This is a genomic window from Flavitalea flava, from assembly GCF_054461575.1.
This window is the reverse complement of sequence record NZ_JBTLQH010000028.1, coordinates 31,243-57,334: the sequence shown is the minus strand read 5'-3', so window position 1 is coordinate 57,334 and position 26,092 is coordinate 31,243. Positions and strand designations below refer to the sequence as shown.

Genomic DNA, 26,092 nt, shown 5'->3' with positions numbered 1-26,092 from the left:
GTAATGGTTAGTTATTTATGGGGATACAGGGAAATATAATACACGCTCAGCCTTATCCGCTGCTTCACCGGATAAGTTTGATCTGTCAGTGCTGCCCTGAGGAACGAATTGCCTGCTGCCGGGAAAGGGATGCTCAACATGAGCCCGTTCTGACCGGAGGTAGTGCTGTTATTTAAAATTTGGTATTTGACAAAATTGGTGACATCGTAAGTGTAAGAAGTATTGAGCGGAGACAGGTAATCCAGATCCAGGTTGCCGGTCTGTATACCTCCGGATCCGCTTAGCGAACCAACCAGGGGAGATCCTATGAGGTTATTATGATCGGTTTGGTAGATGCCCATCTGCGGGGGTAGTTTCTGCGTCGTTCCAAAACTTTCCGGAATTGGCCTTACGGTCAATTCCGCCCGCAGGATGCTCAGGTAATCTGCTCGTGCTGAGATCCCGCTCAGATACGGGAAGGTCATTTTCACGTTGAGCCCTGTCATAGTCTGTATGTAGGCGGCATGATCCGTTGAATCGGAAGGTGTGGCAGGAGGAGTTTGCGGGTTAGGGCCAGGCCTGGTGACTTTTGCAAGCGGGCTGCCCGTCCAGTCGGTGACAATATTGTTAAATTGAAAGCCCCTGTTGGTTACATTAAAATCGATGAATTTAAAGGCCGTATAGGCTGCGGCCTGGTGATAATAGATACGCATGATCGCACTGTCCTGAAAACCAAAGATAGCTCCCCGGGTTCCGGGCGTCGCAGAGAGACAAAGACCATGGAACCAGGCCAGCCAATCGGCCGATTTGGTGATGGTATCCGATTTGTTATAGATCATGTTGAACAATTGAAGACCCAACTGATCGTTCATTTTTATTTTAACGGTATCCCCGAAACCCTGATCGGTATAAGGGATATTGGGAGCGATCGTAGCACTTCCTCTGCCTAACTCAACCGGATCGACCGGGAAGCTGGAATTACTGAAAAAGCCCCTTTGAAAGGAATTCAATTGATAAAGCGTACTTACCTGATTAATGGAAATGCTTTGTGAAACAGTAGTATCCCCATAATAGGGATTTCCCTTTTTAAACAACAAGATCAGGCCGATGGAATCATAGCCATCGTTCACGGTAATGGTGGGAATGGGGCTGGGAGGAGCCACCTGCATAAACGCCCTTGAGTTGATCGTGCCGAAATAGGGGTCCCTGAACTCTCCTATCTGAAGATAACCGGTTCCTGCCGTTGCGGTCGAGTCGCTATAAACGGTGGAAAGGAAAACTGAGGCGGTATCTACCAGTACAATATTCGCCCCGTTATTATCGGAAATGAACTGACTTCCGAAATTGAGGACGGGTTGTTTTTGGCAGGAGACCAGGGAAAACAGGGCCAAACAAGAAGATAAAAGAAAAAATCGCTCTTTTTTCAGGTAATTTGGTATAATAGTCATGCTGATTTGCTTATTCCGGCTATGGCTTGATCTTACGGGGAGTGCCGATACCCGGACTTTTTTAGCCAATTTCTGCAATAATAAGGGGCCTAACTGTTACTATTTTGTTAGTATGTATAAAAAAGAATAAAAAATCGACAAATGGCCCATTTTCATATACGAATTGAATTTATTGAAAGGAAGAACAGGGCCTTGGGCGGGAAGGAGGTGATTGCCCGTTTCTCCTTCTTTTTCAGTTAAATAGGCAGGAAGTAAGTCTGGCAGAATGCCCGGAAATGAATAGGGAACAGGAGGCTTCTTTTTTAGTATATGAAAAATGCCATATTGTCTATTAAAAATGTCCGATAATACATTTTAACTAAATTGGTATGGCGACTTCTAATACATTAGCGAAAAATATCAAAAAAATATGAAGCGGATTAACATTGCTTTGTTCTCATTAATGTTACTGGGGGTCCTATTTTCTTGTTCCAAAGCTAGCTTGAATTACACTCAAAATGGGAACTGGGTTTCCCGGGCGACTTTTGCCGGAATACCCATGGGCTTTGGCGCTTCCTTTGTTTTAGGTAATAATGCTTATGTAGCGACAGGTTATAATCCCAATGATCCGAATAACCGGCTGGATATTATGTTCCGTTATACGGCTACTGCTATTCCTGCAGGCCCTACCGGCTATGACAGTGCATATGGTGCCTGGAAACAAATGACCTCCTTTCCCGGTGGCGGAAGACAAGGTGCAGTTGCTTTTTCCATAGGTAACCTGGGATATCTTGGTTCGGGAACGAAAGATGGCCATACGCCATTGAGCGATTTTTATGCCTATGATCCTTCCGTAGGGGAAGGTGGTGCATGGACGGCCATCGACAGCCTGGGTACCAGCATACAGCGCTACCCTCGTTTTGATGCGTCAGCCTTTGGTTTAAACAATGCAGGGTATGTCCTGACCGGTACGGATAACAACTATTATTTCGGCGATGTATGGAAATACGATCCGGGTTCCAATACCTGGTCCCAACTGACCAATATGCCCGGCTCCCCACGGTCACAGGCCCTGACCTGGATCTATAATGGAAAAGGTTACCTGGTAACCGGCTACACTCCCGGTTCACAGTGGGCTGTAGGCAATGCCTGTTACGATTTCTGGAAATTCGATCCTTCTTTACCCGATGGACAGTCCTGGACAAGGTTGCGTGATATATACAACACCAATCCCAGTACTTATGATGACGCCTATACCAATATCGCCCGTTATCATGCGGCAGGTTTCGTAATTACCGGCACCACTTCCGGAGATAAAGGATATATCACTACCGGCGAAAACGGTACGCTCTATAGCTTTACCTGGGAATATGATTTTGCCAGCGATCTTTGGACGGAAAAAACTCCTTATGAAGGCGCTGCGAGAAGAGGTGCAGTAGGTTTTACCATTCAGAACAGGGGATTCATCGCTACAGGGTTGAGCGGTGCAGGATTTAACGATTGCCGTGAATTCTTCCCCAACCAGATCTACAATCAGTATGATTAATAAGGGAACATTTCGTAAATGGGGCATCCCATGTTTGTTAATAGTAGCCACCGGAGCTCTTGCTTATACCGGGATACGAATGAAGACCAATTGGAAAAAGGATCATGTCTTCATCGAATTACGCCCGATTCAGACGCCTTTAGGTTGGGGGTATGACATTTTAGCGGACGGAAAGATCTTTATTCACCAGAATTCTATCCCGGCAGTGTCCGGCGGGCATGCCTTCCGTTCCAAAGAAGACGCTCTCCAGGTCGGTCAAAAAGTGGTAGACCGGCTTAGTCTGGGCCAGATTCCGATGGTAACGGATAAAGAAGTCAGGGAAATGGGTATCCGGGATTCCGTGGTATCGCAGAAATAACTACCATAAATTTTTCATAAACAAAAGACCTGTGCACCCGTGTACGGGTCTTTTGTTCATAAATGAGTGGAGCTCAATTTGTGAACTCAGCAAAAGGCTGGAACTCACTATCCTAAAAATAATTTCTCTTCATCAGGAGTACTCCTTACTTTGCAGATCGTTCCTTTTACATACTTTTTAATTTTCACCATTTTTTGAACTATGCGAAAAATTCAATTCTTATTCCTCCTGTTCCTTTTACCTGCGCTCTCTGCCTATAACCAGACGCAGCCTGCTTCCCGTTATGATCAGCACAAGGCTTTCGACCCTTTGTTCTATCCCGCTAACGGCACGGTATACCGTAGCGCAAGCGGCGCTCCGGGCGGCAAATATTGGGGCAACAAGGCGGATTATTCGATCAATGCCACCCTGGATACGGCCAAACATGAACTGACAGGGGCCGTGACCATTACCTATACCAATAACAGTCCGGATAATCTTCCTTTCCTTTGGCTGCAGCTCGATCAGAATATTTACCGGCAGGACTCAAGGGGTCAGTATACAAGCCCGGTAACAGGCGGCAGATGGGCTAATAAATCCTATACGCAAGGCGAGGTAATCAAATCCGTTTCGATCGTCCGTAACGGAATTTCTTCCAAAGCAGATTACCTGGTGACCGATACGCGCATGCAGATCCGCTTAAATGACGCACTAAAGGCAGAGGGAGGAAATCTGCAGATCAAAATTGAATATTCTTTTGAAGTTCCGGAATATGGAACGGACCGCATGGGCCGTTTGAATACGAAGAACGGATGGATCTACGAGATCGCCCAATGGTATCCGCGCATGTCCGTATATGATGATGTTTATGGATGGAATGTTCTTCCTTATCTGGGAGCCGGTGAGTTTTACCTGGAATATGGGAATATCGATTATACGATCACTGCGCCTTCGAATCTGGTCGTTACAGGAAGCGGGGAATTAGTGAATCCGGCAGAAGTGCTCACCCCGGCCCAGCAAGGCAGGATGGCCAAGGCAAAAGCCAGTGATAAGACCGTCTTTATCCGAACCCTGGAAGATGTTACAGATCCGGGTTCACACCTGTCCAAAAAGAGCCTGACCTGGCATTTCCGCTGCAATCAGACCCGTGATGTGGCATGGGCCGCCTCCCGTGCCTTTGTATGGGATGCTGCCAGGATCGATCTCCCAAGCGGCAAAAAGGCCCTGGCCCAATCCGTTTATCCCGCAGAAAGTGTTGGCGACAGCGCCTGGGGTCGTTCTACCGAATACGTGAAAGGTTGCATTGAACTATATTCCCAGCAATGGTACGAATTTACTTATCCTGTAGCAACCAATGTGGCCGGTATCGTCAACGGGATGGAATATCCCGGCATCGTATTCTGCTCCTCCCGCAGCAGGCAGGGCGGTCTCTGGGGGGTGACCAATCATGAATTCGGACATAACTGGTTCCCCATGATCGTAGGTTCCAATGAACGGAAATACGCCTGGATGGACGAAGGGTTCAATACTTTTATCAACGGAGTCGATACCAAGGTTTTTAATAAAGGGGAATATGAGGAGAAGGAAGATGCGCAGCGGAGCGCAAAGTACTATTTCAGCGCGGCCTCTGAGGCGCTGATGACCATTCCCGATGTACTGAACAGCGCAAACCTTGGAGTGGCAGCTTATGCCAAACCTGCGATGGCGCTTAATTTGTTGAGAAAACATGTCCTGGGTGAAAAAAGATTCGATTTTGCCTTCAGGACCTATATCAAACGCTGGGCATTCAAACATCCTACACCCTGGGATTTCTTCCGTACGATGGAAAATGTCGGAGGAGAAGATCTGGGATGGTTCTGGAGAGGATGGATATTGAATAACTGGAAGCTGGATCAAAGTGTGAAAGATGTAAAATATGCCGATAATGATCCTGCCAAAGGTGCGTTGATTACGGTCGAGAACCTGGAAGAAATGGCTATGCCGGTCATATTGGCCATTCAACAGGAAAATGGAAAAACCGATACCCTGACTTTACCTGTAGAAATCTGGCAGAAAGGCGGGACCAAGACTTTTGCATATGCCTCTGTTTCCAAAATAAAATCGATTGTGATCGATCCTTTGCATGAATTCCCGGATATCGATCCTTCGAATAATTCCTGGAACGGTTCAGCTTCCGTAAAACCGGTGCCTCCGGGCGTTTCGGCTGCGGATGTCATTAATAATTATCTGAAAGCCACCGGCGGTAAGGATAAATTGGCTGCCGTTAAAGATCTGGTGATCGTGTCTGGCGGAGTAGTACAGGGTCAGAAAATAGTCCGGACCCAAAAATATAAAACTCCTGATAAGTATTTGCTGGAGATCAGTCTCCCGGATATGAATATGACAGCTGTAAGGCTGTTGGTGAACGGGGATAGCGCAAAGATCACCCAAATGGGTCAGACACCTGTTCTCGATGAGGAAAGCCGTAAAGCGATCAAAGAAGTTAGCCTGCTTTTCCCTGAAATAAACTACCTGGCCGGCGGATATAAAACGGAGCTGACGAGCATAAAAAATATCAATGGAAAGGATGCTTATGAGGTAAAAGTTACCTATCCTTCCGGAAGCCTGGTCACCAATTATTATGAAGTGGCTACCGGATATAAATTACGGGAAGTGCATGTCGATAAACAAGGCGGATCAAAAAATCTGGATATGGATGATTACCGGGATGCCAGCGGGATCAAATTCCCTTATCATTTCAACGATGACGAAGGCGAAGTCGTGTTAGACCTGACTGTTCAAAGTATTAAAGTGAATCAGGGGGTGGTGGATACGGATTTTAAATAATAGTCAGATAAAATAGGGGTACTGGGGCTTAGCCCCGGTCGCGACGCAAAAATGGATAGAATGGGCATGCTTACTTTTACAATAAAGCATGCCCATTCTATCAAATCCCATGCAGGAATTGATCATGGATATAATCGACAACGGCGGTCATGCTCCCCGTTTCTTCGAATACCTTTAGCTGCCGGTCAGCGCCGGTTCCGTTCTCAAGGATCTTTGTAGCAAAATGGGTGGCTTCGCGGCTGCCCAGGGGGTCCACTACATCGTCTACAAAGTCAAGTAGCTCATAGATGAGGACCCTTGTATTTACTTCTTCTTCCTTGCCGAAATCGATGAGGTGCCCGTCGATGCCATAACGGCTGGCCCGCCATTTATTCTCATTGATCAGGGCCCGGGAATACTGGATATAGTTCATATTCTGCATACGCAGTTTGTAGATCTTCACGCAGATCGCCTGGAAGAGGGCAGCGATGCAAATGGTCTCTTCCACTGTCATCGGGACATCGCAGATCCGGAATTCAACCGTATTAAAGAAGGGATGTACCCGGAGATCCCACCAGATCTTTTTGGCATTGTCGATGCAATTGGTCTTGACCAATAACTTTACAAAATTGTCATAAGCTTCGATACTTTCAAAATATTCCGGTATCCCGGTGCGGGGGAATTTATCGAACACCTTTGTGCGGAACGATTTATAACCCGTCTGACGACCTTCCCAAAAAGGAGAATTGGTACTTAGGGCATAGATATGAGGTAAAAAATAACGCGTGGAATTGGCAATATGATTAGCCATCTCACGGCTTTCCATCCCCACATGCACATGGAGACCGAAGATCAGGTTACTGCGTGCTGCTTCCTGCAGTTCGTTGACGATTTCATAATAACGGGCATGATCGGTGATCAGCTGGCTTTCCCAATGACTGAACGGATGCGTACCGGAAGCGCCCACCCAGAAACCCAGGTCTCCTGCGATCTGGGAGATGGTCTTGCGTAAGGTCGAGACATCCTTGAACGCCTCATTGATATCCCGGCAGATATCCGTTCCCACTTCCACAACGGCCTGGTGCATTTCTGCCTTGACCTTGTCCTTGATCACTTTCTGTCCTTCCGTCACGATCTTTTGTTCATGACTCTTTAATTCCCGGGTAACAGGATCGAGGGTCATGTATTCTTCTTCGACGCCCAGGGTGAAATTTCCATAATTGATATCGGCCATAGCAAAAGGGGTATTTTGGTAACTTAAACACTCCGTACAAATGTAAACGGAAATTTAACGCAGGCTATTTTTTCGTTTACCCATCAGAATTTTAATTTTTCCACACTGCTTTGCAGGTAGGCACCCCAGGTAAGATTGTCCATTCCGTCGCGCTGGGCCAATGCACGTTCGATCGCATAGTCTGCCGAAGTCTCCACCACCCAGTTGAAATTATCTTCACCGACGCTGGTCTTTTCCGCATCAGGTGCCGGATTACAGAAGTCGATCGCATAAGGGATACCATCCCTGACCGCTAATTCCACCGTGTTAAAATCATAACCCAGCCAGCCATTGATCCGCAATACGATCTCTTCCATTTGCTGCAGCCTTTCCGCAGAAGGGTTGAAGTCGGCACAATAACGAAGATGATGCGGATTGCGGGGTTCATAAGGCATAATACGTACGTATTTGCCGCCGATGCAATAACAGCGGTAATATTCCGTAAAAACGATCTCTTCCTGTAATAACATCACGAGTTGACCGGTCTCGCCGTGATGATGATAGAATTCTTCGGCGTTATGCAGTTTGTATACATTTTTCCAACCTCCGCCGGCGAATGGCTTCATGAAGGCCGGGAAACCGACATAATGAAAGATGCTGTCCCAATCCATAGGATAGGCCAGGTTGGAAAAAGATTGGTCATTCGTATCCGCCGGCAATTCCCGCGAAGGAAGGATAACCGTTTTGGGCACGGGAACACCGATCCTGGTGGCCAGGCAATTATTAAAGAACTTTTCATCGGCGCTCCACCAGAAGGGATTGTTGATCACTGCTGTTCCGCACAGCGCTGCATTTTTGAGATAGGCCCGGTAAAAAGGAACGTCCTGGGAGATCCGGTCGACGATCACGGCATAACCGCAGGGCTCACCTTGCATCACCTTGTCGATGCGCACGGGCTCGGCAACTATATCCGTTAGGTTCTTCCGGTTCACCGCCTCGATAAAGGCCATTGGAAAGCTCCTTTCCTGACCGAAGAGGATGCCTATCTTTTTTTGTGTGCCCATAGTTGTATTTTTTATGCGTTCCGATAATTCCGGAATGAACCGGATGAATGATTGCATTTTCAGCTAACCGCGCCCGGAAGTAAAGAAAGATAATGAGGGAACATTTCTTTCCATACAGGCCAGTCATGATCCCTGTCCGGACGGATATCCAGCCAGTGACCCATGTTTTTGTCAGCCAGCATCCTGCTCAGGGATTCGTTCTGCCCCCGGCAGCTGTCTCTTTCTGCCGTACCTAAAACGATGCCCATTTTCCAGAGGCCGGCATCAGCTGCTCCCGGAATAAAATCCACCGGATTATTATAAAAGACATTGTCATCATAGTAGCCATCAACAAAGGAGCGGATGTCGAATATCCCGCTCATGGGGAAACAATACCCGGTGACCTGCGGGTGCCGGAAAGCAAAATTAACGGCATGATACCCTCCGAAACTACAGCCTGCCACCGCAACTTTGCTTTGACCAGTCTCCTGAAAGGCAAGTGGGAGGACCTCGTCCAAAATAAGGCGGTCATACAACGTATGGTTGTAAGCGCGTTCGGACGGAGGAATCGATTTATTGTACCAGCTATAGGCATCCAGGCTGTCGGGGCAATAGATCTTCACTTTCCCGTTTTCCAGGAACCATCGGGCAGTTTCGACCAATCCCTGGTCCTTGTTCTGATAATAGGTTCCCTGTGAGGTAGGAAACAGAATAACGGGGTATCCCGCATGACCGAATACAAGCATTTTGAACTCCCCGCCGGTAATGGGGGAATGCCACTGATGATATTCTTCCCGAAGGTCCATATCTGTTTGGATAAGGTGAAATCAGTAAATTATTCGCGTAACCAAACCTACTGAAAAAAAGGCAAATGACAACCCGGTAGCCCTTGATTCCTATTAACTTTATTTGTTATTTTTGGCCTTATGCAAGTTGACAAGAGCACAGGCATTTTAATGGAAAGCATACAGTTGGAATCCCTATCCCTGGACAGGGCCGTACAAATTGATTTTTTCCGGCCATCCGGATTGTGGGAAGGGCCTGAAAACATCAGCCTTTTGCTGATCAACGATGGTCAGGACCTGGAACAATTGGGTCTGGCAGATATGCTCGATGAGCTTTATGGACGTGAAATTCTCGATCCCTTGTTATGCGTGGGCATTCACGCCGGCCCGGAACGGAAAATGGAATACGGTACGGCCGGTATCCCGAATGATCAGGGCTGGGGGGCAAGGGCTGAAGACTATACCCGTTTTGTTTTTGAGGAATTGATACCGTTTATCCGGGAGAAATTTCTGATCCGTGAATTTAAAGAAAAGGCCTTTGCCGGATTTTCGCTGGGTGCGCTCAGCGCTATGGATATCGTTTGGGGACATCCTGAAGAATTTGCCAGGGCTGGTATGTTTTCCGGATCTTTTTGGTGGAGGACAAAAGATAAGTCGGATCCTTCCTATAATGATAATTCCGACCGGATCATGCACCGGCAGGTTAGGGAGCGTGCAAACGGGTATTACCCCTGGTTGAATTTCTTTTTTGAATGCGGCACCGAAGATGAAAAAGAAGATCGCAATCAGAACGGGATTATCGATTCCATTGACGATACAAAAGATCTTATTCAGGAACTGGTAACCAAAGGGTATTCCTATGAAGAAGGGGTGGCCCCCGAAATAACCTATCTTGAATTGGAAGGTGGAAAACACGAAGTCTCTACCTGGGCCAGGGCTATGCCGGAATTCCTGGAGTGGGGATGGGGGAAAAAAGATAAAACGAACAGATAAAAAAAGTCCCGGTTTATGCCGGGACTTTTTTTATCAAAACCATATTGGTCATTATACTACGATATTCTATGATTTCAACCGAAGATTATTATTCAACCGAAGATTATTTTACATGTAAAAATTTGGTGTCGGTTCCTACCAGATTTCCCAACTGACTGCTCAGGTTCAGGCTATAGGCGAAGGTAGCTGTCGTTTTGAGCCCAGTCTTGGAGGAAATCGCCGGAATGGGAAGCGGGAAACTGATTGACCAATGGAACAGGCCGGTTTTAGCCATTCCCACCGTATCATAAGCCGGTATGATTTTTTTAATGAACTGTATGGTCACCGGATTCTGGGCTCCGGTGGTATCGTTTGTTCTCAGGGTAGCCGAGATGATATATTTGCCTGTTGTGTCATTAATATTGCCTTGAGCAGCGAATGCCACGGTATCGCCGGAATTTACAATACTATCCTTGGAATGCGTCATCTTACTATTCACTGAAAACACCCGGGTCGGGGTATAGGGAGCAAGTGTTGTTGTTTTGTTGCAGGCCCAGATAAGAACTCCCGACACCAGCATAAAAAAAAGAACGTTTTTTTTCATAAAAAATATTTTAATCTGAATACTAATAATTTTTTATACCGAGTATAAATGGAAAGAATACTCAGGCAGTAAATGCGTTAATTAAATAAATACCGGATACCGAATTGCATCTGCCACCTTGAACCCGTGAAGGTCTGATTGTTGGCAAAGTTGGTAAGTGCCGTATTATTGACAAAACTGTTGACCAGGGGTACCTGGTTAGCCGGATCCAGGTAGGGTAAAGAAAATTGCGGTGTTTTATTATCGCCGGCCAGCCCTTCGAATTTAAGAAAGTTGGCGCTGCTGACGGTTTTGATCAAACCCCAATTTCTGTTCAACAGGTTTCCTACATTGACGATGTCGAAGCTGAGACGCAGCGTGTGTTTGTCTTTATCCTCCCCGTTCTTTGTATAGAAATAGATGTCCTGTGTAATATTCAGATCCAGGTGTTTGTACCAGGGGTACAAAAGTGAGTTGGCCTGGGCGTATTGTCCTTTATGTTTATTCAGATAATGATCCTGGTTAATGAAATTGCTTAGTTGATTCCAGATTTGTGAGGCTGTCCTGGTGTCGGTATGATCCAGGGAGGTATTGCCAATATTAGCAGAACCGCCATTCACCGGGACCAGATTGATCTCGCCGGAATTTCTGGGGATATAGATAAGGTCATTTCCGGTATTCCCGTCGCCGTTCAGATCTCCGTTGTATACATATGAATTGGACCCTGCGGTCGTAGCTTCGTAAACCGCTCCGACAGAAGTAACAAAATGTTTGGAGTATTCTATCCGGTAACTGGCAGAAGCAATCACGCGATGCGGCTGGTACCAGGAAGGACGGGCCAGGATCGGTGCATTCGGATCCGTATTGGAAATTGCCCTGGCGGCCCATAGGGAACTGGCCGTGCTGCCGACTTCCATCAGGTTCTTGGTGTCGCTATAGGTATAGGCTACACTGGCATACAGATGGCGCCATGTCTTCTGGACCCTTGCAGTGGCTGCATAGGAAAACCCTTTGCTGGAATTTGACAGCAGGATCGCGTTTCCGATATTGGGATTCTGCAGCGTGCTGCCATTGTAATATTTGTTGCTGGAGTTGGAACCGCTGGTGGATGCAGCCGTCGTATTGAATCGTAAACGGTTATCCGGCCCGTTGGCGATGGCAAACCCATTGCCCTCCTGAAGATTCACATTGGACATATAAACGGCGTTGATGTCCTTGGAATAGGTGAACTCGCCCGTCAGGACCCAGTCCCCGGGTAATTTTTTATCCAGGCCAACACTGGTCCTCAACTTGGTCGGATATTTGAAATTTTTGGAAGTCACGTTCACCGAATACCCGGTTGGTGTGGAAGTCTGTGCCAACGGCGGATTTTGTAAGGTATTCAGGTAATAATCGAGGGCCTTGGTGGGATCGGCAAAAAATGGCATATTTTTTTGCGTGAAAGACCCCCACTGTACTCCATTATTAGCAGCCTGATTCTCGAGCCACACGAAAGGAGGTGCTCCTTCGAAAATCCCGGCTCCGCCTCTTAACTGCCAGGTCCTGTCGCCGGTAACATCCCAGTTAAAACCGACCCGGGGAGAAACGATCAGAAAACTTTCTGGCGCCTTTCCAACATTGTATTGGTTCCCGTTCAGGAATTTGAGGGCATCGAAATTCGGGTTGTCGGTGAACTTATTCTGATACGATGTATAATCGAACCGGACACCATAGGTCAGGGTAAAAGCGGGGGTAATCCGCCATTTATCCTGACCGAACAAACTAAGGTTGGTGGCTCCGGCGTAAGCCCAGGGAAACGCTCCTCCCTTCAGGGTTGAATACTGCTGATAATAAGTGGCGGCCGGCGCTCCCGAATACCAGTCCGATAAACTGTTGAATTGATACACCCCATTGTAACCGGGTGCAAAGGCATTCTGATATTTTTTGTAGCTGTTCTGGGTACCGATAGTGATCTCATGGCCTCCCTTGAAAAGGCTAAAAATATCCGTAAGCTGATAAGAATCCATATTCAGCTTATTGTTATAGGTATACATCTCATATCCGAAGGTGGTGTAGATATTGTTATTGTTCAGGATATCTACCACGGGAAATGAACCTGAACTGGATTTGGGTGCGCGAAAATCCCGCTCCTGGGTATAACCGATCTGGAATTTATTGGACATCTGGTTATTTAACTTGGTGTTCAGTTCCAGGATATAGATCTTAAGGTTGTTGTTGATCCGGTAGCCGCTGCCGGAAAAGGGTATGGAAAAAGTACCGGGCTGACCGCCGGTAACCTGTCCGCTGCCCGGACGACTGTTGCTGGCAAACTGGTCAGCGTAGGATTTCAGGTAATTATATTTGAAGGATAAGGTATTGTTATTGTCGATATTCCAGTCAAGACGCAAATTGATCTTATAGCTATTGGTCTGGAAAGAAGGGCTCTGGGCAGCTCCGGGGTCGTATTTATAGGTTGACTGCAGATAAGAAGCCAAACGGGCCAGGGTATCGGCGTTGGCCTGGGAAACGACTCCTGCCTGCGGGGAATGCGTGGCATCGGAAGCAATGACGCTGCTGGATGGCTGTTTTTGAATATTCTGTTCTCCATTGATAAAGAAGAACAATTTGTTCTTGATAATGGCCCCGCCAAAGCTTGCGCCAACGACATTAAAATTGAAAGGCGTTCTCGCCACCGTAGTATTTTCTACCTTATAACCGATAGTGCCCGGCCCTTTTATATAGTCATATACCGTGGCTCTGAATTGATTGGTACCGCTGCGGGTAACGGAATTGACACCCGCACCCGTAAAACCGCCTTGCCGCACATCGTAAGGAGCTACATTTACCTGGATCTGGTCGATAGCATCCAGGGCTATGGGTTGGGCATTAGCCTGCCCGCCCAGGGTACCGGAAAGACCGAAGGAGTTATTGAAATCGGCCCCATCTACCGTGATATTATTCATTTGAGGGCTGCTTCCGGAAAAACTCAATCCGTTGGAGCTGGATTCCAGCCTGGCAAAGTCCTGGATAGACCGGGTAATCGTGGGCAACCGTTCGATCTGGGCCCTGGTAATGATCTCCTGAGCACCGGTACGGCTGTTATTAAAGGTCTTATTCTGACGAGAAGCCGGTACAACTACTGCCGTCAGCTCCTTCGATTCCGGTGTCAAATTGAAATCTGAGGTAAAATCCTGGCCAACGACCAGCATAATATTATCCTGTTTCTCCTGTCTGAAACCTACAAAACTGATGGAAAGCACATAAGGCCCACCCACACGCAAATTGGGAAGATTGAAACGCCCGTCTTTCCGGGTGGTGGTCGTATATTTTGTGCCTGTCGGAGTATGCAGGGCTGTCACGGTAGCCCCTCCCAGGCCTGTCTTGCCTTCCGAAACCGTTCCCAATATCTGGGACGTCGTCTCCTGCGCAAATGTAAATAGTACACAAAGGATTAGGTACGCTGAAATTACCAGTCGTTTTATCATAATAGTTGTTTTTGCCGGCTGCAAAGAAAAATGCTAACTATGTCCTGATAGTTAAAACTTCGTTAATGAATCGTTACTGATGATGATAGGCAAGTAATCAGAGTCAGGTCAATTTAAACCGCTGCTGAACGGAAGGAGTTAATTTAATTTCTGTCCGTACAGGCTCTAATCAGGGTCTGGGCAAGGGGCTTCGTTAAATATAACAGGGCCGATTTACAGGTAGTAGTAGGAGTATACACTTATCTTTTCGATTCCGGTCAGTCAAATATTATATATGTTAAAGAAAGGCAAAACTAAAGAAAGGCTGCATAATTAAATCCGATAATATTGACAAGTTATAAACAGGAGCCTAAAAGAGGCATCCGCTGATCAGGCATCCTTTAGAACCTTTCCGGCGTTTTTATTGTTAAATTTGCACCTAAATCTATTTAGCATGTTGGCAACTATTGAAAGCGCCATTGAAGATATCAAAAAAGGAAAGCTGGTAATCGTGGTGGATGATGAAGACCGGGAGAATGAAGGGGATTTTATTACCGCGGCCCGGAATGTAACCCCGGAAGTGATCAATTTCATGAGCAAATACGGAAGAGGATTGATCTGCGCTCCGCTGATCGAAGAGCGTTGCGACGAATTAGGACTGGAGCTGATGGTCAATAATAATACTGCCCTTCACGAGACGGCCTTTACGGTATCCGTTGACCTGCTTGGGCATGGCTGTACCACCGGAATTTCCGCCCAGGACAGGGCAAAAACGATCCAGGCACTGATCGATCCGGCCACTAAACCGGAAGATCTTGGCCGTCCGGGACATATTTTCCCTTTACGTGCTAAAAAGGGAGGGGTGCTCCGGAGGACCGGGCATACGGAAGCGACCATCGATCTGGCCAGACTGGCTGGATTTGAGCCGGCAGGCGTACTGGTTGAGATCATGAACGAGGATGGAAGCATGGCCAGACTGCCGGAATTGCGGGAAATCGCCAAGAAATTTGATCTTAAGCTTATTTCCATTAAGGATCTGATCGAATACCGTCTGCGGATCGATAGTCTGATTGAAGAAATTGTCCGGGTGGATATGCCAACCCAGTATGGTCATTTTAAACTAATCGCCTTCCGGGAAAAAAATACCTCCAATGAGCATCTTGCCCTGATCAAGGGAGAATGGGAAAAGGACGAACCTTTGCTGGTGCGGGTGCATTCATCCTGTTTTACCGGGGATATACTTGGCTCCCTGCGTTGTGACTGCGGGGAACAGCTCCATGAAGCCATGCAATTGGTGGAAAAGGAAGGTAAAGGGGTTATCCTTTATATGAACCAGGAAGGCCGTGGAATAGGTCTGGTCAATAAACTAAAGGCCTATAAGCTTCAGGAGAATGGTATGGATACGGTAGAGGCAAATCTTCACCTGGGTTTCCCTATGGATAAACGGGATTACGGGGTAGGAGCGCAGATCCTCCGTTACCTTGGGATCAGCAAACTCCGGCTTATCAGCAATAATCCCCGCAAAAGGGCAGGATTATCCGGTTACGGGATCGAGATCGTGGAAACCGTACCCATCGAGATCCATCCCAATCCGCATAACGAAAAATATCTCCTGACCAAAAGGGATAAACTGGGTCACGATATTCTTTCAAACGTATTATTCCCCCCAGCCCCCTAAAGGGGGAGGACCCCCCAGCCCCCTAAAGGGGGAGGACCCCCCAGCCCCCTAAAGGGGGAGTAATATTCCTGGAAGATTATTTAATTAAATGAGTTAATGAAAGTTTCGGTTAGAGTAGCGTGTTACCTTACTCCCCCTTTAGGGGCTGGGGGTGGCAGGTGTGGCAGGTGGCGGTGTGGCAGGAGCGGCGGGAGTAGGTTTCTTTTTTTTCTTCTTTCCCTTGAATAATTCATCGATCCGGTCAAAATCCCTCCGGTAAGTAATGCTGCTTCCCGAACTATTCTGGGTGTGATTACCTGAGGACAGATAATTATAGGAATCCCTGTAGAAGAAGGTGAGGGCGATCCTTCCATCGGCTGTTATTTTATATTCGGCATTTAAATTCGGAAGGAACTGAAAAGAAGATGCCTGGGTCTGCTGCGGTGTCATTCCAAAATCCAATGCACTTCCGAAGGTAAAGGTCAGTTTCTCATTGAGAAAACTTTTTCCAATGCTCAGGGTCAGATTTGTCCTGTCCAGGTTGAACTTGCCCTGGTCTGCATTATCGGTCAGATTACTTCCATTATAGAAACTGGTATTGACATTAACGGTCAGACTCTTGTCATTGAATATCCTTTGCAAAAGCGTATAGAATTGTTTGGACAGGGCATTAAACAGGACACCGGATATACTGTTTACCACTACTCCGGAAATGGCAATCGTGGGGTCGAAATTGTTCGTGCTGTTGGACAGGGGCACAAATGTGTTAAGGGCAACGAGCATTGAGACCTGCTTGTTCAACTCATTCTGGTCACTTTGAATTTTCTGGATCAGGGCCAGCGCCTCCTGGTCATTCTTCAGCGGACTGTTCGGAGGCAGATCGATCTGGAAAGCAATGTCGGGTTTCATCAACTTGCCGGTAAGATCCGCGGTCACCAGGACATCGCCCCGGAATCGCTTGACATTATCCAGATTCCCACCCAAACCGCTTGCAGTAGACAGACCTAAGTCGCCGAAACGCACGTTCTCCGCTCTATAGACTGCTTCGATAAATATATTTGCATCATAGGGATTCCCTGTCCATTGGATATAGTTACCTACCCCTTCTTTAAGTATAAAGGGTTTGTGAATCAGGGATTGAAAAGTAAAATGATAGCTGCCCCGGTCGATATCATATCGCCCTGTTAAGGTAAGGTCTTCATTGGTGCCAACCCGCATACTCAGGTTCCCATGTCCGTTCGCCTTGATGATATCGGAACTTAAGGGATCTACGATCACATATACATTTGCATAGTTGTTGGCCCGCATATCGAGGGTTACCTGAAGGTTCGAAGTTTTTTTGTCCGGGAACTGGGCCTTCATTTCCTTTCCATAGATCTTCCAGACGATAAAATCGGCATCCCCGCTCTCGCGGCTGACGGAAGGGGGAAGGTATATATTGGAACTGTCAGTAGGCTCTCCGGTAATATACATTTTCATATTCTCCTCCGGACCATTGAGGGTCATATTCGCTTTGCCAATCACGGTTCCGTAAAACTGGTTATTATCTGTTGCCTTGGTATCCAGCAAAAGAAGACGGTTCGTATTCATGGAAAAGTCAAACCCAAGATCATTAAAACCGTGGTGGAAAAGGCGGCCGCGGGTGAGTTCAGCAGTACGGCCCGATTTGTCCTTCAGTTGAATGTTCCCGAAATCGATCGTGTCTTTTTTGAAGAGTATGGTTGCCGATGCGATCTTATAGGTGCATTGGGTATAATTTACTTTCATACTGGCATCCTTCAAATGTACGGTTCCCAGATAAAGAAGGCGATCCGCAGGTCCCGTTATCTGTAAATGGCCGCTTACATTTCCGGTGAGATTGCTGAATATGCCTCCAAGATACTTTTCCAGTAATTCGACCTTGGTATCGGCTACATCGGTAGTGATATTTATCGGCGGCCCCGTTGCGCTGTCTTGGGTATTGATCAGGGTATTTATATCGAAATGATAATTTTTGTTGTCGGAATGAACGCTCGCATTCACCAGACCGCTTGAGCCTTGATAGGTCCCATTAAGTTGCAGTTTGCCGATCGAATCGTTGGAAAACCGGAATTGTTCGGTTTCTCCGGTGAAACTGATCTCCGGCTTTCCAAAAGGGTCGGTCATATCAGCAGATCCGGTTAACAGTCCTTCCAGTCTTTCGGACTTAATGAAGTAGGGCGTAAAATCGCCTATGTTGATCTTTTTCAGTTCTACATGGACATTGTTCCAGTTCCCTTCTTCGGAAGGGGAGGTAGTAACCAGGACCTGCTGGTCACCGCTATAGATCTTCAGCGATTCCGCTGAAATAATATTATGGCTGAAAGCCAGTTCTCCACCCTTATCGATGGTCCAGCTCTTGCTGTTGATTTCGAAGGTGGATGGATTAAATTTGATCCGCGCTCCGGTTGGCAGGGTCTGCACCTGGGCGGAAAGGTTTGCGGCATTGAGCGTCTGATTCGCGCCGGTCTTCACCTGAATGAATGACATATCGTTGGAAGATCGCAACTGAATATGTGTTTCAGGAAAATGCAAACTATCGTTCAGGTACACTTCTCCGATATTAGTTTCCATGGAAAGGCTGTCCAGGTTACCCCTTCCTTTCAAGGTAAGATTGTTGAAGGCAATCTTTTTATAGCCGAACGAGGGCAACTCCATATTAAGGTCGAGTAAATTATCCTTTGTATTGATACGTCCGCTGACCCCCGCATTGTTAAAACCCTTCAGGTCTTTATTAAAAAAATCGATATAGTCATCTACTTTCTTGGTAGTGATGACAAAACTGAAATTCTGATTAGTCGGAATTGTTTTTGCCGGTTTGATATAACTGGGATAATATTTGTTCAGGAAGGTCTGAAAGGAGGCCGGCAGATCTTTTATCGAAAACTCTCCTACAATGGCCCCGTCGAATTCATTGCTCACGACGGTTATCGTCTTATTGTTGTCAATGATGCTGGATTCCAGGTTCAGGGAATCGAAGGAAACCCGTTGCCCGTTCTTCAGGACCGAAGCATCATAGATGCTGGCCGTACCCAGGAAGTTATCTATATTATCCCCGGTAAAATTGCAGCGGAATTTTCCATTGAACTGAACCGGCTTGTTAATAAAATGCAGCTTCATCAGATCCGCCTTTCCCACCTGGGCATCAAAATCGAACCGGGGATGTTCCTGACTAAAATCAACGAGTCCATTGAGACGGGCATCCAGGTTGGAATCGCCTGAGATAAGTTCGCCGTTAAATTTCTTTTTGGCTATAGCCCCATTGACTTTGATCTGCTGGTACGTATAATTATGGAAGTCCAGATTTTTGATCGTTCCATCCAGGGTTGCATTCAGGGTGGAGGATCTCAGCCCGACACCGGCTACTTTTCCGGTAAATGATATTTTTCCCAGATCGTCATTGTCCAGGAATGGTCCCAGGTTAAAATTCTCCGTACTGATATTACCGGAATAAATGGTAGGCCCTGCAGCAGGGAATTGCATGTTCACATCTGTCACCAGCGTACCCAGATTGGTGGCGATCGTACCATTGGTGACAAAATCATGGACCGTTCCCTGGAAACTCCCGGTAAAACGAAGCCATTCGATGCGATCCAGCCGCGCCTGATCGATTTCCTTCAACGATGGGATCAGTGTAACGATGTCCTGATAGGAGGTCCTGAATTCATTGGATTTAAAATCGATATATGTTTTTCCAATATCGGGTAAACCCCGGAGATGGATATCCCCATTCAGATAAGTGTTCTTTCCTGCTTCCAATATCACGTTCTTTCCCCGGAGATCCGTTACCGTTCCTCTGATAATACCCGTGATCCGGATTTTTTTCTTCCAATCTTTTAATTCCGGGGCAAACCAGGCAATATCGTCGCTATCCAGATCGGCATCTGCAAAATCAGCATCCATATGGACCCTGCTCAGAAAATAGGACATATTGTCCAGGGTAGAAAAACGCATGGCAAAGTAGTTCCGTAAATGACTCCTGCCCGTTTGTAAATCAAAATGGGCGAATTCCATCGCCTCCGGAAACCATTTGATCCGCGCACTCAATTTTTTCACCTCAAAACCACTCCGCTCTTTTGTATTAAGTTGTAACTGGGCTGTGATCGTATCCTTGTTAAGGCGGAGGTCTTTTAAACTGGTATTGACGGAATAGAAAAAAATATGGTTGCCGTCAAAATGTTTGTTGGGATGTGTGTCAGCCGGAATTTCATGCCGGAAAGAGCCATCTCTTATGGTAACGCTTCGTGCCCGGATATCCCAGTTTGCAGAGTTCAACCGTAAATGGAGCGGATCGTTTTTAATGACCTCGTCTGCCGTATCTGTAAGGGGAGGCCTTTTTCCATCATAATTGACCAGGGTGAATTGAGGTTGGGTAAAGTCCAGGGTACTAATCCGGATGATTTTCTGCGAAAAACTGAATTGTTGGGCATCCATTTTCAGGGCAGACAGGTGCAGATCCATATCTTCTCCTCTCCATCCATCTTTTTTCAAAAAATGGATACGGGACAGGTCAATCTGTTTCAGGTCCAGCTGTATTCCCTGTGTCGTATCTTTTTTCGATCCGGAAGAAGTGGGCGGCGCAGGGGACGAAAAATAATCGGCCAGGAATTGATAGTTCCATACTGAATCCGTCCGTTGTAATTTTATAGTAGCATCGCTAAGACCGATGTATTTCAGGGCTGCGGTATCTTTAAAAAACCACCAGTCGGTGATCCTGACGCTGACTTCACCGGCATATAGAAGCGTATCTTTCCGGGCATCTTCCACCAGAACACCGTCCAGCAGCATTTTGTTAAATAAGGAAAAATCAACATGCCTGACCCTGATGTTCGTATGTAAGCTTTTTGATAGACGCCCCGTCACCTTGGAAACCAGCCAGGTCTGTACGGAGGGCATTTGTATCAATACCCATCCCGCCACCAGCAGTAGTAGTAAGACCATCAATGTGTTACGAGTTATTTTCCAGATCTTTCTCAGGGGCTGTTTATTACAAATTGCAAATTTATCAAAAATGGCAGAGTCCGCACGATAATTGTGAGCTTCTGCCTTTGTGCAGAGCTCACGAACCGGGCTCCGCCCGGTTTATATACAATTCTTGCACCAGAATCCTCCTGTGCTATAAAATGGCTAAATTAGGTAAAAGCCAGCCTAATTATACATCTATAATGGCTATACGGAGATTATGCCGGGATGGTTGGTTAACGACCTGGTATCACCCGGATTATTTGTTCTTTTTTTCCTTCATTTGATGATTGAACTGCGCTGACCCTCCGATAGGAATGGAAAGGCTTTTCCATTCCGTATCCCTGATCATTTTCCCAATATATACGATCTGCCCTACGTGGTGTGGATAATGGGCAAGCTGACGGTTGATGGCATCAATAGCTGCCAATGGTTCATGACGGATATGGACCGTACGGAGAAGGTCTTCCTCTTTAAGAGAGCGAAGGGTGTCCAGCAGACATTTCCAGCCTTTTTCCCAAAGCTCCATCAATTGGACCCGGTTAAAAGGCTGGGCGTTGAATTCCGTATCCCGGTTCCGCCAGGATTTTTCGCCATCTTCTGTCAGGAATTGTGTGAACCGGCTCAACATATTCCCACTCAGGTGCTGGATGATGATCGCAATATTGTTGGAACCTTCGTTTGGTGAAAAATGAAAGTCTTTTTCTTCGAGTTGCCCGAAAGTCCGGTCTCCCAGCTCCTTATAGGTGAGCAATCGTTTGACGACAGATTCGAGATAAACGGATCCTAAAGAATTCATATGTTTAGTTTTTAGCTTCTCAATATCCATCTGCCGTATCATCTCCCCGGATATCGCCAACGGCCGTAATTTTATTTCCCGGTTGAATACTGATCACCTCGGTCCTGCCGATATGCTCCCGTTCGGTGACTTTATAGCCCATTGCTATTAATTGCTCCCTTATAGCAGCCGGAAAGGAGTTTTCTACATAAATCTCATCGGGAAACCACTGATGATGGAATTTAGGGGCGTTCACTGCTGCTTCCGGACTCATCCGGAATTCCAGGATATCCACCAGGGTTTGAAATACGGAAGTCGTAATAGTCGTTCCGCCGGGAGTGCCTACAACCAGGTAAACTTTTCCCTTATCCAATACCAGGGTCGGTGTCATGGAACTCAGCATCCTTTTGCCCGGTGCAATCGCATTGGCTTCAGCGCCAATTGCCCCATACATATTCGGCGTGCCGGATTTGATGCTGAAATCATCCATTTCATTATTTAACAGAAAACCAGCTCCTGCCACTACCACTTTGCTGCCATAACCGCCATTCAGAGTAGTGGTGATAGAGACGGCATTACCTTCCTTGTCGACCACATTCAGATGAGTAGTCTCTTCGCTGACAGAGCTAAGGACGCCAGCTTGTATATCTATACTGTTTCCTGCTTTTTCCGGGTCAAACGAAGCCATTCTTTGTTGGAGATAAGCGGAAGAGGTAATAGTTTTTACCGGTACGCTGTAAAAATCCCGGTCCCCCAGGAATTTGGCGCGGTCAGCATAGGCCCGCCTTTCCACCTCCGTCATCAGGTGAACTGCCTTAAGGGACCCGAAACCAAAACTGCTTATTGGGCGATTCTCTACCATCTTGAGCATTTGTTGCAAAACTACCCCGCCGCTGCTCGGCAGAGGCATGGTAATGATGCTGTATTGCTTATACGGAAATACGGTTGCCGGTCTTTCGATTGCCCGATAGTCCCGGAGATCCTTTGCTGTAATTATGCCTTTGCCCCTTTTCATTTCTTCTAAAATCAAACCGGCCGTCTGACCTTCGTAAAAACCTTTGGCCCCATTATCGCGAATCAAACGCAGGGTTTTGGCCAGGTCTTTTTGTACCAGGGTATCACCGGGTTTCCAGCCTCCTTCTTTTACAAAGACAGGAGTAATCGTATTGTATTTTTTAAATTCGTCCCGATCTTCGTTAAGGTTCCTGGCTTCGGCTTCCGAGATAACGAATCCCTTTTCAGCAAGATCGATGGCGGGCTGGATCAGTTTGGAAAAAGGAAGACGCGCATATTTGTATTCTGCAAAGATCCCTGCGATCGTTCCCGGAACACCTGCCGCCAGATGACCGTTCTGACTAAGTTCCGGCAGCGCATTACCTGCCGTGTCCAGGTACATGTCGCGCGTAGCTCCTGACGGGGCTTTTTCCCTGTAATCCAGAGCCAGATTTTGTCCGGGTCCCTGTTTCCCGGCCAGATGGGCGACCATAAATCCGCCCCCGCCAATATTACCCGCCCCCGGGTAAACAACCGCCAGGGCCAGTTGGGTGGCAATGGCCGCGTCAAAGGCGTTGCCATTCTGTTGCAAAACAATTACCCCGGCCCTGCTTGCAAGCGGGTGGGCAGAGACTACGGCTCCCCTGGTCACCTCCACCCTTTTGCGGATCTTATAGGAGTATGGATCGAGCTTCTGGGCCTGAAGCAGGGAGGGGAGCATTCCCAAAACGAGTAAAAGGAAAAAGGAAACGGCCGATACATACGAAAGAGGTGATTTTTGCAACATAGCCATAACGAAGGGAAATTTGCCGGAAAGTTACCATCAAAATTCTAAAAAAGGGGATTTAATGGATGTTGAAATAGTATAATGTGATGGGCAGCTTTTTTTATTTTAACCGTTGTCTTACATTCACGCTTCATTTGATTTGTCAGGCGCGGAAATGGTTCCCTTAATATCGAGAAAACAGACTATGCAAAAAATTATTGCTCTTTTTTACTTCCTGATTTTTACTGCCTTTGGATCATTTTCTCAAAATATACCTTCTCCGGAGGCCTTTTTAGGATATCCGCTGGGAAGTCATTTCACCCCCCACCATAAGATCGTTACCTATTTTAAACAAGTGGCGCAGGCTCTCCCCGGACAGGTAAAACTGGAACAATACGGGGAGACTTATGAAGGGCGCCCGCTGATCCTGGCCTATATAGCTTCCCAGGAGAACTTTCCCCGGCTGGAGGCAATACGTCTGAATAACCTGCGTTTGGCCGGACAGTCCCGGGATAAAATGTCGCCCGATGAGAACGGCCCGGTAACCGTTTGGCTTAGTTATAATGTTCACGGGAATGAACCTTCTTCTTCCGAAGCCGCCATGAAGACTTTGTACGAACTGGTGAATCCGGCGAATTCGGGCTCGAAGGAATGGCTTCAGCACGCGGTGGTGATCATTGACCCCTGCATCAACCCGGATGGCAGGGACCGGTATGTGAACTGGTTTAATACGGCAGTGGGGAACAAACCAAATCCCGATCCTCAATCCAGGGAACATCACGAACCATGGCCGGCAGGCAGAAGTAACCATTATAATTTCGATCTTAACCGGGATTGGGCCTGGCAAACACAGGTAGAAACACAACAAAGGCTAAAAAAGTATAATGTCTGGCTGCCACAGGTGCATGTGGATTTCCATGAGCAGGGTTTTAATAATCCCTATTATTTTGCACCTGCCGCCGAGCCCTATCATGATGTGATTACGGGCTGGCAAAGAGAATTCCAGATACAGATCGGAAAAAATAATGCAAAATATTTCGATTCCCACGGCTGGCTTTATTTTACGAAAGAGGAATTCGATCTTTTTTACCCCAGTTATGGTGATACTTATCCCACTTATAACGGAGCGATTGGAATGACTTTTGAACAGGGGGGGATCCGCGGCGGGTTAGCTGTAACGACCGAAGACGGAGATACGCTGACCCTGGGCGATCGGTTGGAGCATCATTTCACAACGGGTATGTCTACTGTCGAGGTTTCTGCGCAGAACGCTTCCAGGCTGATAAAAGAGTTCCGGAAATTTTTCTCCGAGGCTCAATCAAAACCCACAGGAGAGTTCAAAGCTTATTTTATCAGGGCCGATGAATATGGAGATAAAACAGACCGCCTGAAATCTTTATTGGATAAGAATAATTTGGAGTGGATACCAGCTCCATCCGGCAGTTTTACGGGCGTGAATTATGAAACGGGCAAAATAGCGGCATTCAAAGCCGGGCCGGGGGACATCGTTCTTAATGCCAACCAGCCAAGATCCAATTTGCTCCGGGTATTGTTCGAACGCAATTCACGGATCAGTGATTCGGTGACTTATGATATAACTGCCTGGAGTATTCCCTTCGTGTACGGTTTGCAGGCATATGGTCTGAACGCCTTTGTCGTTCCTTCCTCCGGAAATACGCAGGTTCCTCCAATTGTTCCCGGGCCATCCGTGTCTGCTGGCGGACAATATGCCTTTGCTGCCCGCTGGACAGGATTACGCAGCGCTCAATTCCTGGCTGCACTTTTAAAAAAAGGAGTGAAGACCCGTTATGCCGAACAATCTTTCCAATCCGGAGGTCAAAATTTTGAAAAAGGAACCCTGATCATTACGCCAACCGGCAACAGTTCCTTTGGCAAACAATTGGAGGCTACGATTACCGGGATCGCCGGTAAATACGGTATAACCATTTCCCCGATCATTTCGGGCTTTGTGGAAAAGGGCGCAGATTTTGGCAGCGGAAGGGTTCACCTGATCCATAAACCCCGTGTAGCCATGCTAACCGGAGAAGAGGTTAGCTCTTTGAATGCCGGGGAAGTATGGCATTTTTTCGAACAGGAACTGGATTATCCTGTTACCCAGCTGAATGCCGGCGAGATCTCTCAGGTGAGTTTGAAAAATTATGATGTGCTGATCCTTCCCAATGGATATTATAAATGGCTGAATGAAAAAAGTACAGCTGAACCGGTCCGCAACTGGATACGGGAAGGGGGGAGGCTGATTGCCATGGAAAATGCAGTCGCCCAATTATCAAAGATCGGATGGGGGATACGGGAAAAGAATGATCCGGCTGATAAAAAGGAGGATGATAAAAATAAAGACAAAAAAGAAGAGGAGGATTATTCCTCTTTACGGCGATATGAGAACAGGGAAAGGGATTATGTGGCCAACAGTGTTCCGGGATCTATCTACAAGGTAGAGTTGGATAATTCACACCCCCTGGCATTTGGATACCCGAATTATTATTATACGCTCAAACAGGATGAAAATGTGTATGAGTTCATAAAGGAAGGAGGGTGGAATGTAGGGGTTATCAAAAAGGATAATTATGTTAGCGGTTTTACCGGTAACAAGGCAAAGGAGAAATTGAAGGACGGACTGATCTTCGGGGTTGAAGATATGGGAAGAGGCGAGATCGTCTATATGGCGGACGATCCTTTGTTCCGCAGTTTCTGGGAGAATGGGAAATTACTTTTTTGTAATGCCGTTTTTTTAGTCGGGCAGAAATGATTGGATACAGTATACTAA

At 46.9% G+C, this 26,092-nt stretch carries 15 protein-coding genes; 6 read left to right on the top strand and 9 right to left on the bottom strand.

Annotation, left to right across the window (positions count from 1 at the left end; genetic code table 11):
* Nucleotides 1-11: 11 nt before the first annotated feature.
* Nucleotides 12-1,427, bottom strand: a complete 1,416-nt coding sequence (locus ACX0G9_RS21655) for a DUF4270 family protein (protein ID WP_459067048.1) — start codon at nt 1,425-1,427, stop codon at nt 12-14.
* A 481-nt stretch (nt 1,428-1,908) separates the two neighbouring features.
* Here ACX0G9_RS21655 and ACX0G9_RS21650 point away from each other — a divergent pair, with 481 nt between their 5' ends.
* From ACX0G9_RS21650 to ACX0G9_RS21640, 3 genes are all read left to right on the top strand, one after another.
* The gene (locus tag ACX0G9_RS21650) at nt 1,909-2,952 is read left to right on the top strand and encodes a Kelch repeat-containing protein (protein ID WP_459067047.1); all 1,044 of its coding nucleotides are present in this window, start codon (nt 1,909-1,911) and stop codon (nt 2,950-2,952) included.
* A gap of 34 nt (nt 2,953-2,986) precedes the next feature.
* Nucleotides 2,987-3,310, top strand: a complete 324-nt coding sequence (locus tag ACX0G9_RS21645; protein WP_459067046.1) for a DUF4907 domain-containing protein — start codon at nt 2,987-2,989, stop codon at nt 3,308-3,310.
* A gap of 201 nt (nt 3,311-3,511) precedes the next feature.
* Complete coding sequence (locus ACX0G9_RS21640) at nt 3,512-6,115, top strand: M1 family metallopeptidase (RefSeq protein WP_459067045.1); 2,604 nt, start codon at nt 3,512-3,514, stop codon at nt 6,113-6,115.
* A gap of 100 nt (nt 6,116-6,215) precedes the next feature.
* Here ACX0G9_RS21640 and ACX0G9_RS21635 read toward each other — a convergent pair whose 3' ends face one another.
* The 3 genes from ACX0G9_RS21635 to ACX0G9_RS21625 form a co-directional block, all read right to left on the bottom strand.
* Nucleotides 6,216-7,328 (bottom strand): carboxylate-amine ligase, encoded by a 1,113-nt coding sequence (locus ACX0G9_RS21635; protein WP_459067044.1) that lies wholly within the window; start codon nt 7,326-7,328, stop codon nt 6,216-6,218.
* A gap of 83 nt (nt 7,329-7,411) precedes the next feature.
* Entirely contained in the window at nt 7,412-8,371 is a 960-nt protein-coding gene (locus ACX0G9_RS21630; protein WP_459067043.1) for an ATP-grasp domain-containing protein, read from the bottom strand.
* A 59-nt stretch (nt 8,372-8,430) separates the two neighbouring features.
* On the bottom strand, nt 8,431-9,156 hold the full coding sequence (locus ACX0G9_RS21625) for an esterase family protein (protein ID WP_459067042.1): 726 nt from the start codon (nt 9,154-9,156) through the stop codon (nt 8,431-8,433).
* 120 nt (nt 9,157-9,276) lie between these two features.
* On the opposite strand from ACX0G9_RS21625, the gene ACX0G9_RS21620 reads away from it, so the two are divergent.
* Nucleotides 9,277-10,128, top strand: coding sequence for an alpha/beta hydrolase (locus ACX0G9_RS21620; RefSeq protein ID WP_459067041.1), 852 nt, complete (start codon nt 9,277-9,279; stop codon nt 10,126-10,128).
* A 103-nt stretch (nt 10,129-10,231) separates the two neighbouring features.
* Here ACX0G9_RS21620 and ACX0G9_RS21615 read toward each other — a convergent pair whose 3' ends face one another.
* Together ACX0G9_RS21615 and ACX0G9_RS21610 are read right to left on the bottom strand one after the other, a co-directional pair.
* On the bottom strand, nt 10,232-10,711 hold the full coding sequence (locus ACX0G9_RS21615; RefSeq protein ID WP_459067040.1) for a hypothetical protein: 480 nt from the start codon (nt 10,709-10,711) through the stop codon (nt 10,232-10,234).
* Between the two features lie 77 nt (nt 10,712-10,788).
* A complete protein-coding gene (locus ACX0G9_RS21610) occupies nt 10,789-14,154 on the bottom strand; it encodes a TonB-dependent receptor (protein ID WP_459067039.1) in 3,366 nt (1,121 codons plus the stop codon).
* 433 nt (nt 14,155-14,587) lie between these two features.
* Here ACX0G9_RS21610 and ACX0G9_RS21605 point away from each other — a divergent pair, with 433 nt between their 5' ends.
* Complete coding sequence (locus tag ACX0G9_RS21605) at nt 14,588-15,811, top strand: bifunctional 3,4-dihydroxy-2-butanone-4-phosphate synthase/GTP cyclohydrolase II (RefSeq protein ID WP_459067038.1); 1,224 nt, start codon at nt 14,588-14,590, stop codon at nt 15,809-15,811.
* A 138-nt stretch (nt 15,812-15,949) separates the two neighbouring features.
* Here ACX0G9_RS21605 and ACX0G9_RS21600 read toward each other — a convergent pair whose 3' ends face one another.
* From ACX0G9_RS21600 to ggt, 3 genes are all read right to left on the bottom strand, one after another.
* A complete protein-coding gene (locus tag ACX0G9_RS21600; protein ID WP_459067037.1) occupies nt 15,950-20,749 on the bottom strand; it encodes a translocation/assembly module TamB domain-containing protein in 4,800 nt (1,599 codons plus the stop codon).
* A gap of 280 nt (nt 20,750-21,029) precedes the next feature.
* Nucleotides 21,030-21,569: a DUF1572 family protein gene (locus ACX0G9_RS21595; RefSeq protein ID WP_459067036.1), complete on the bottom strand. Its 540-nt coding sequence runs from the start codon at nt 21,567-21,569 to the stop codon at nt 21,030-21,032.
* 19 nt (nt 21,570-21,588) lie between these two features.
* Complete coding sequence (gene ggt / locus ACX0G9_RS21590) at nt 21,589-23,334, bottom strand: gamma-glutamyltransferase (RefSeq protein ID WP_459067035.1); 1,746 nt, start codon at nt 23,332-23,334, stop codon at nt 21,589-21,591.
* A 178-nt stretch (nt 23,335-23,512) separates the two neighbouring features.
* On the opposite strand from ggt, the gene ACX0G9_RS21585 reads away from it, so the two are divergent.
* Nucleotides 23,513-26,074 carry a M14 family metallopeptidase gene (locus tag ACX0G9_RS21585; RefSeq protein ID WP_459067034.1) on the top strand — a complete coding sequence of 854 codons (2,562 nt, stop codon included), beginning with the start codon at nt 23,513-23,515 and terminating at the stop codon, nt 26,072-26,074.
* Nucleotides 26,075-26,092: the final 18 nt, after the last annotated feature.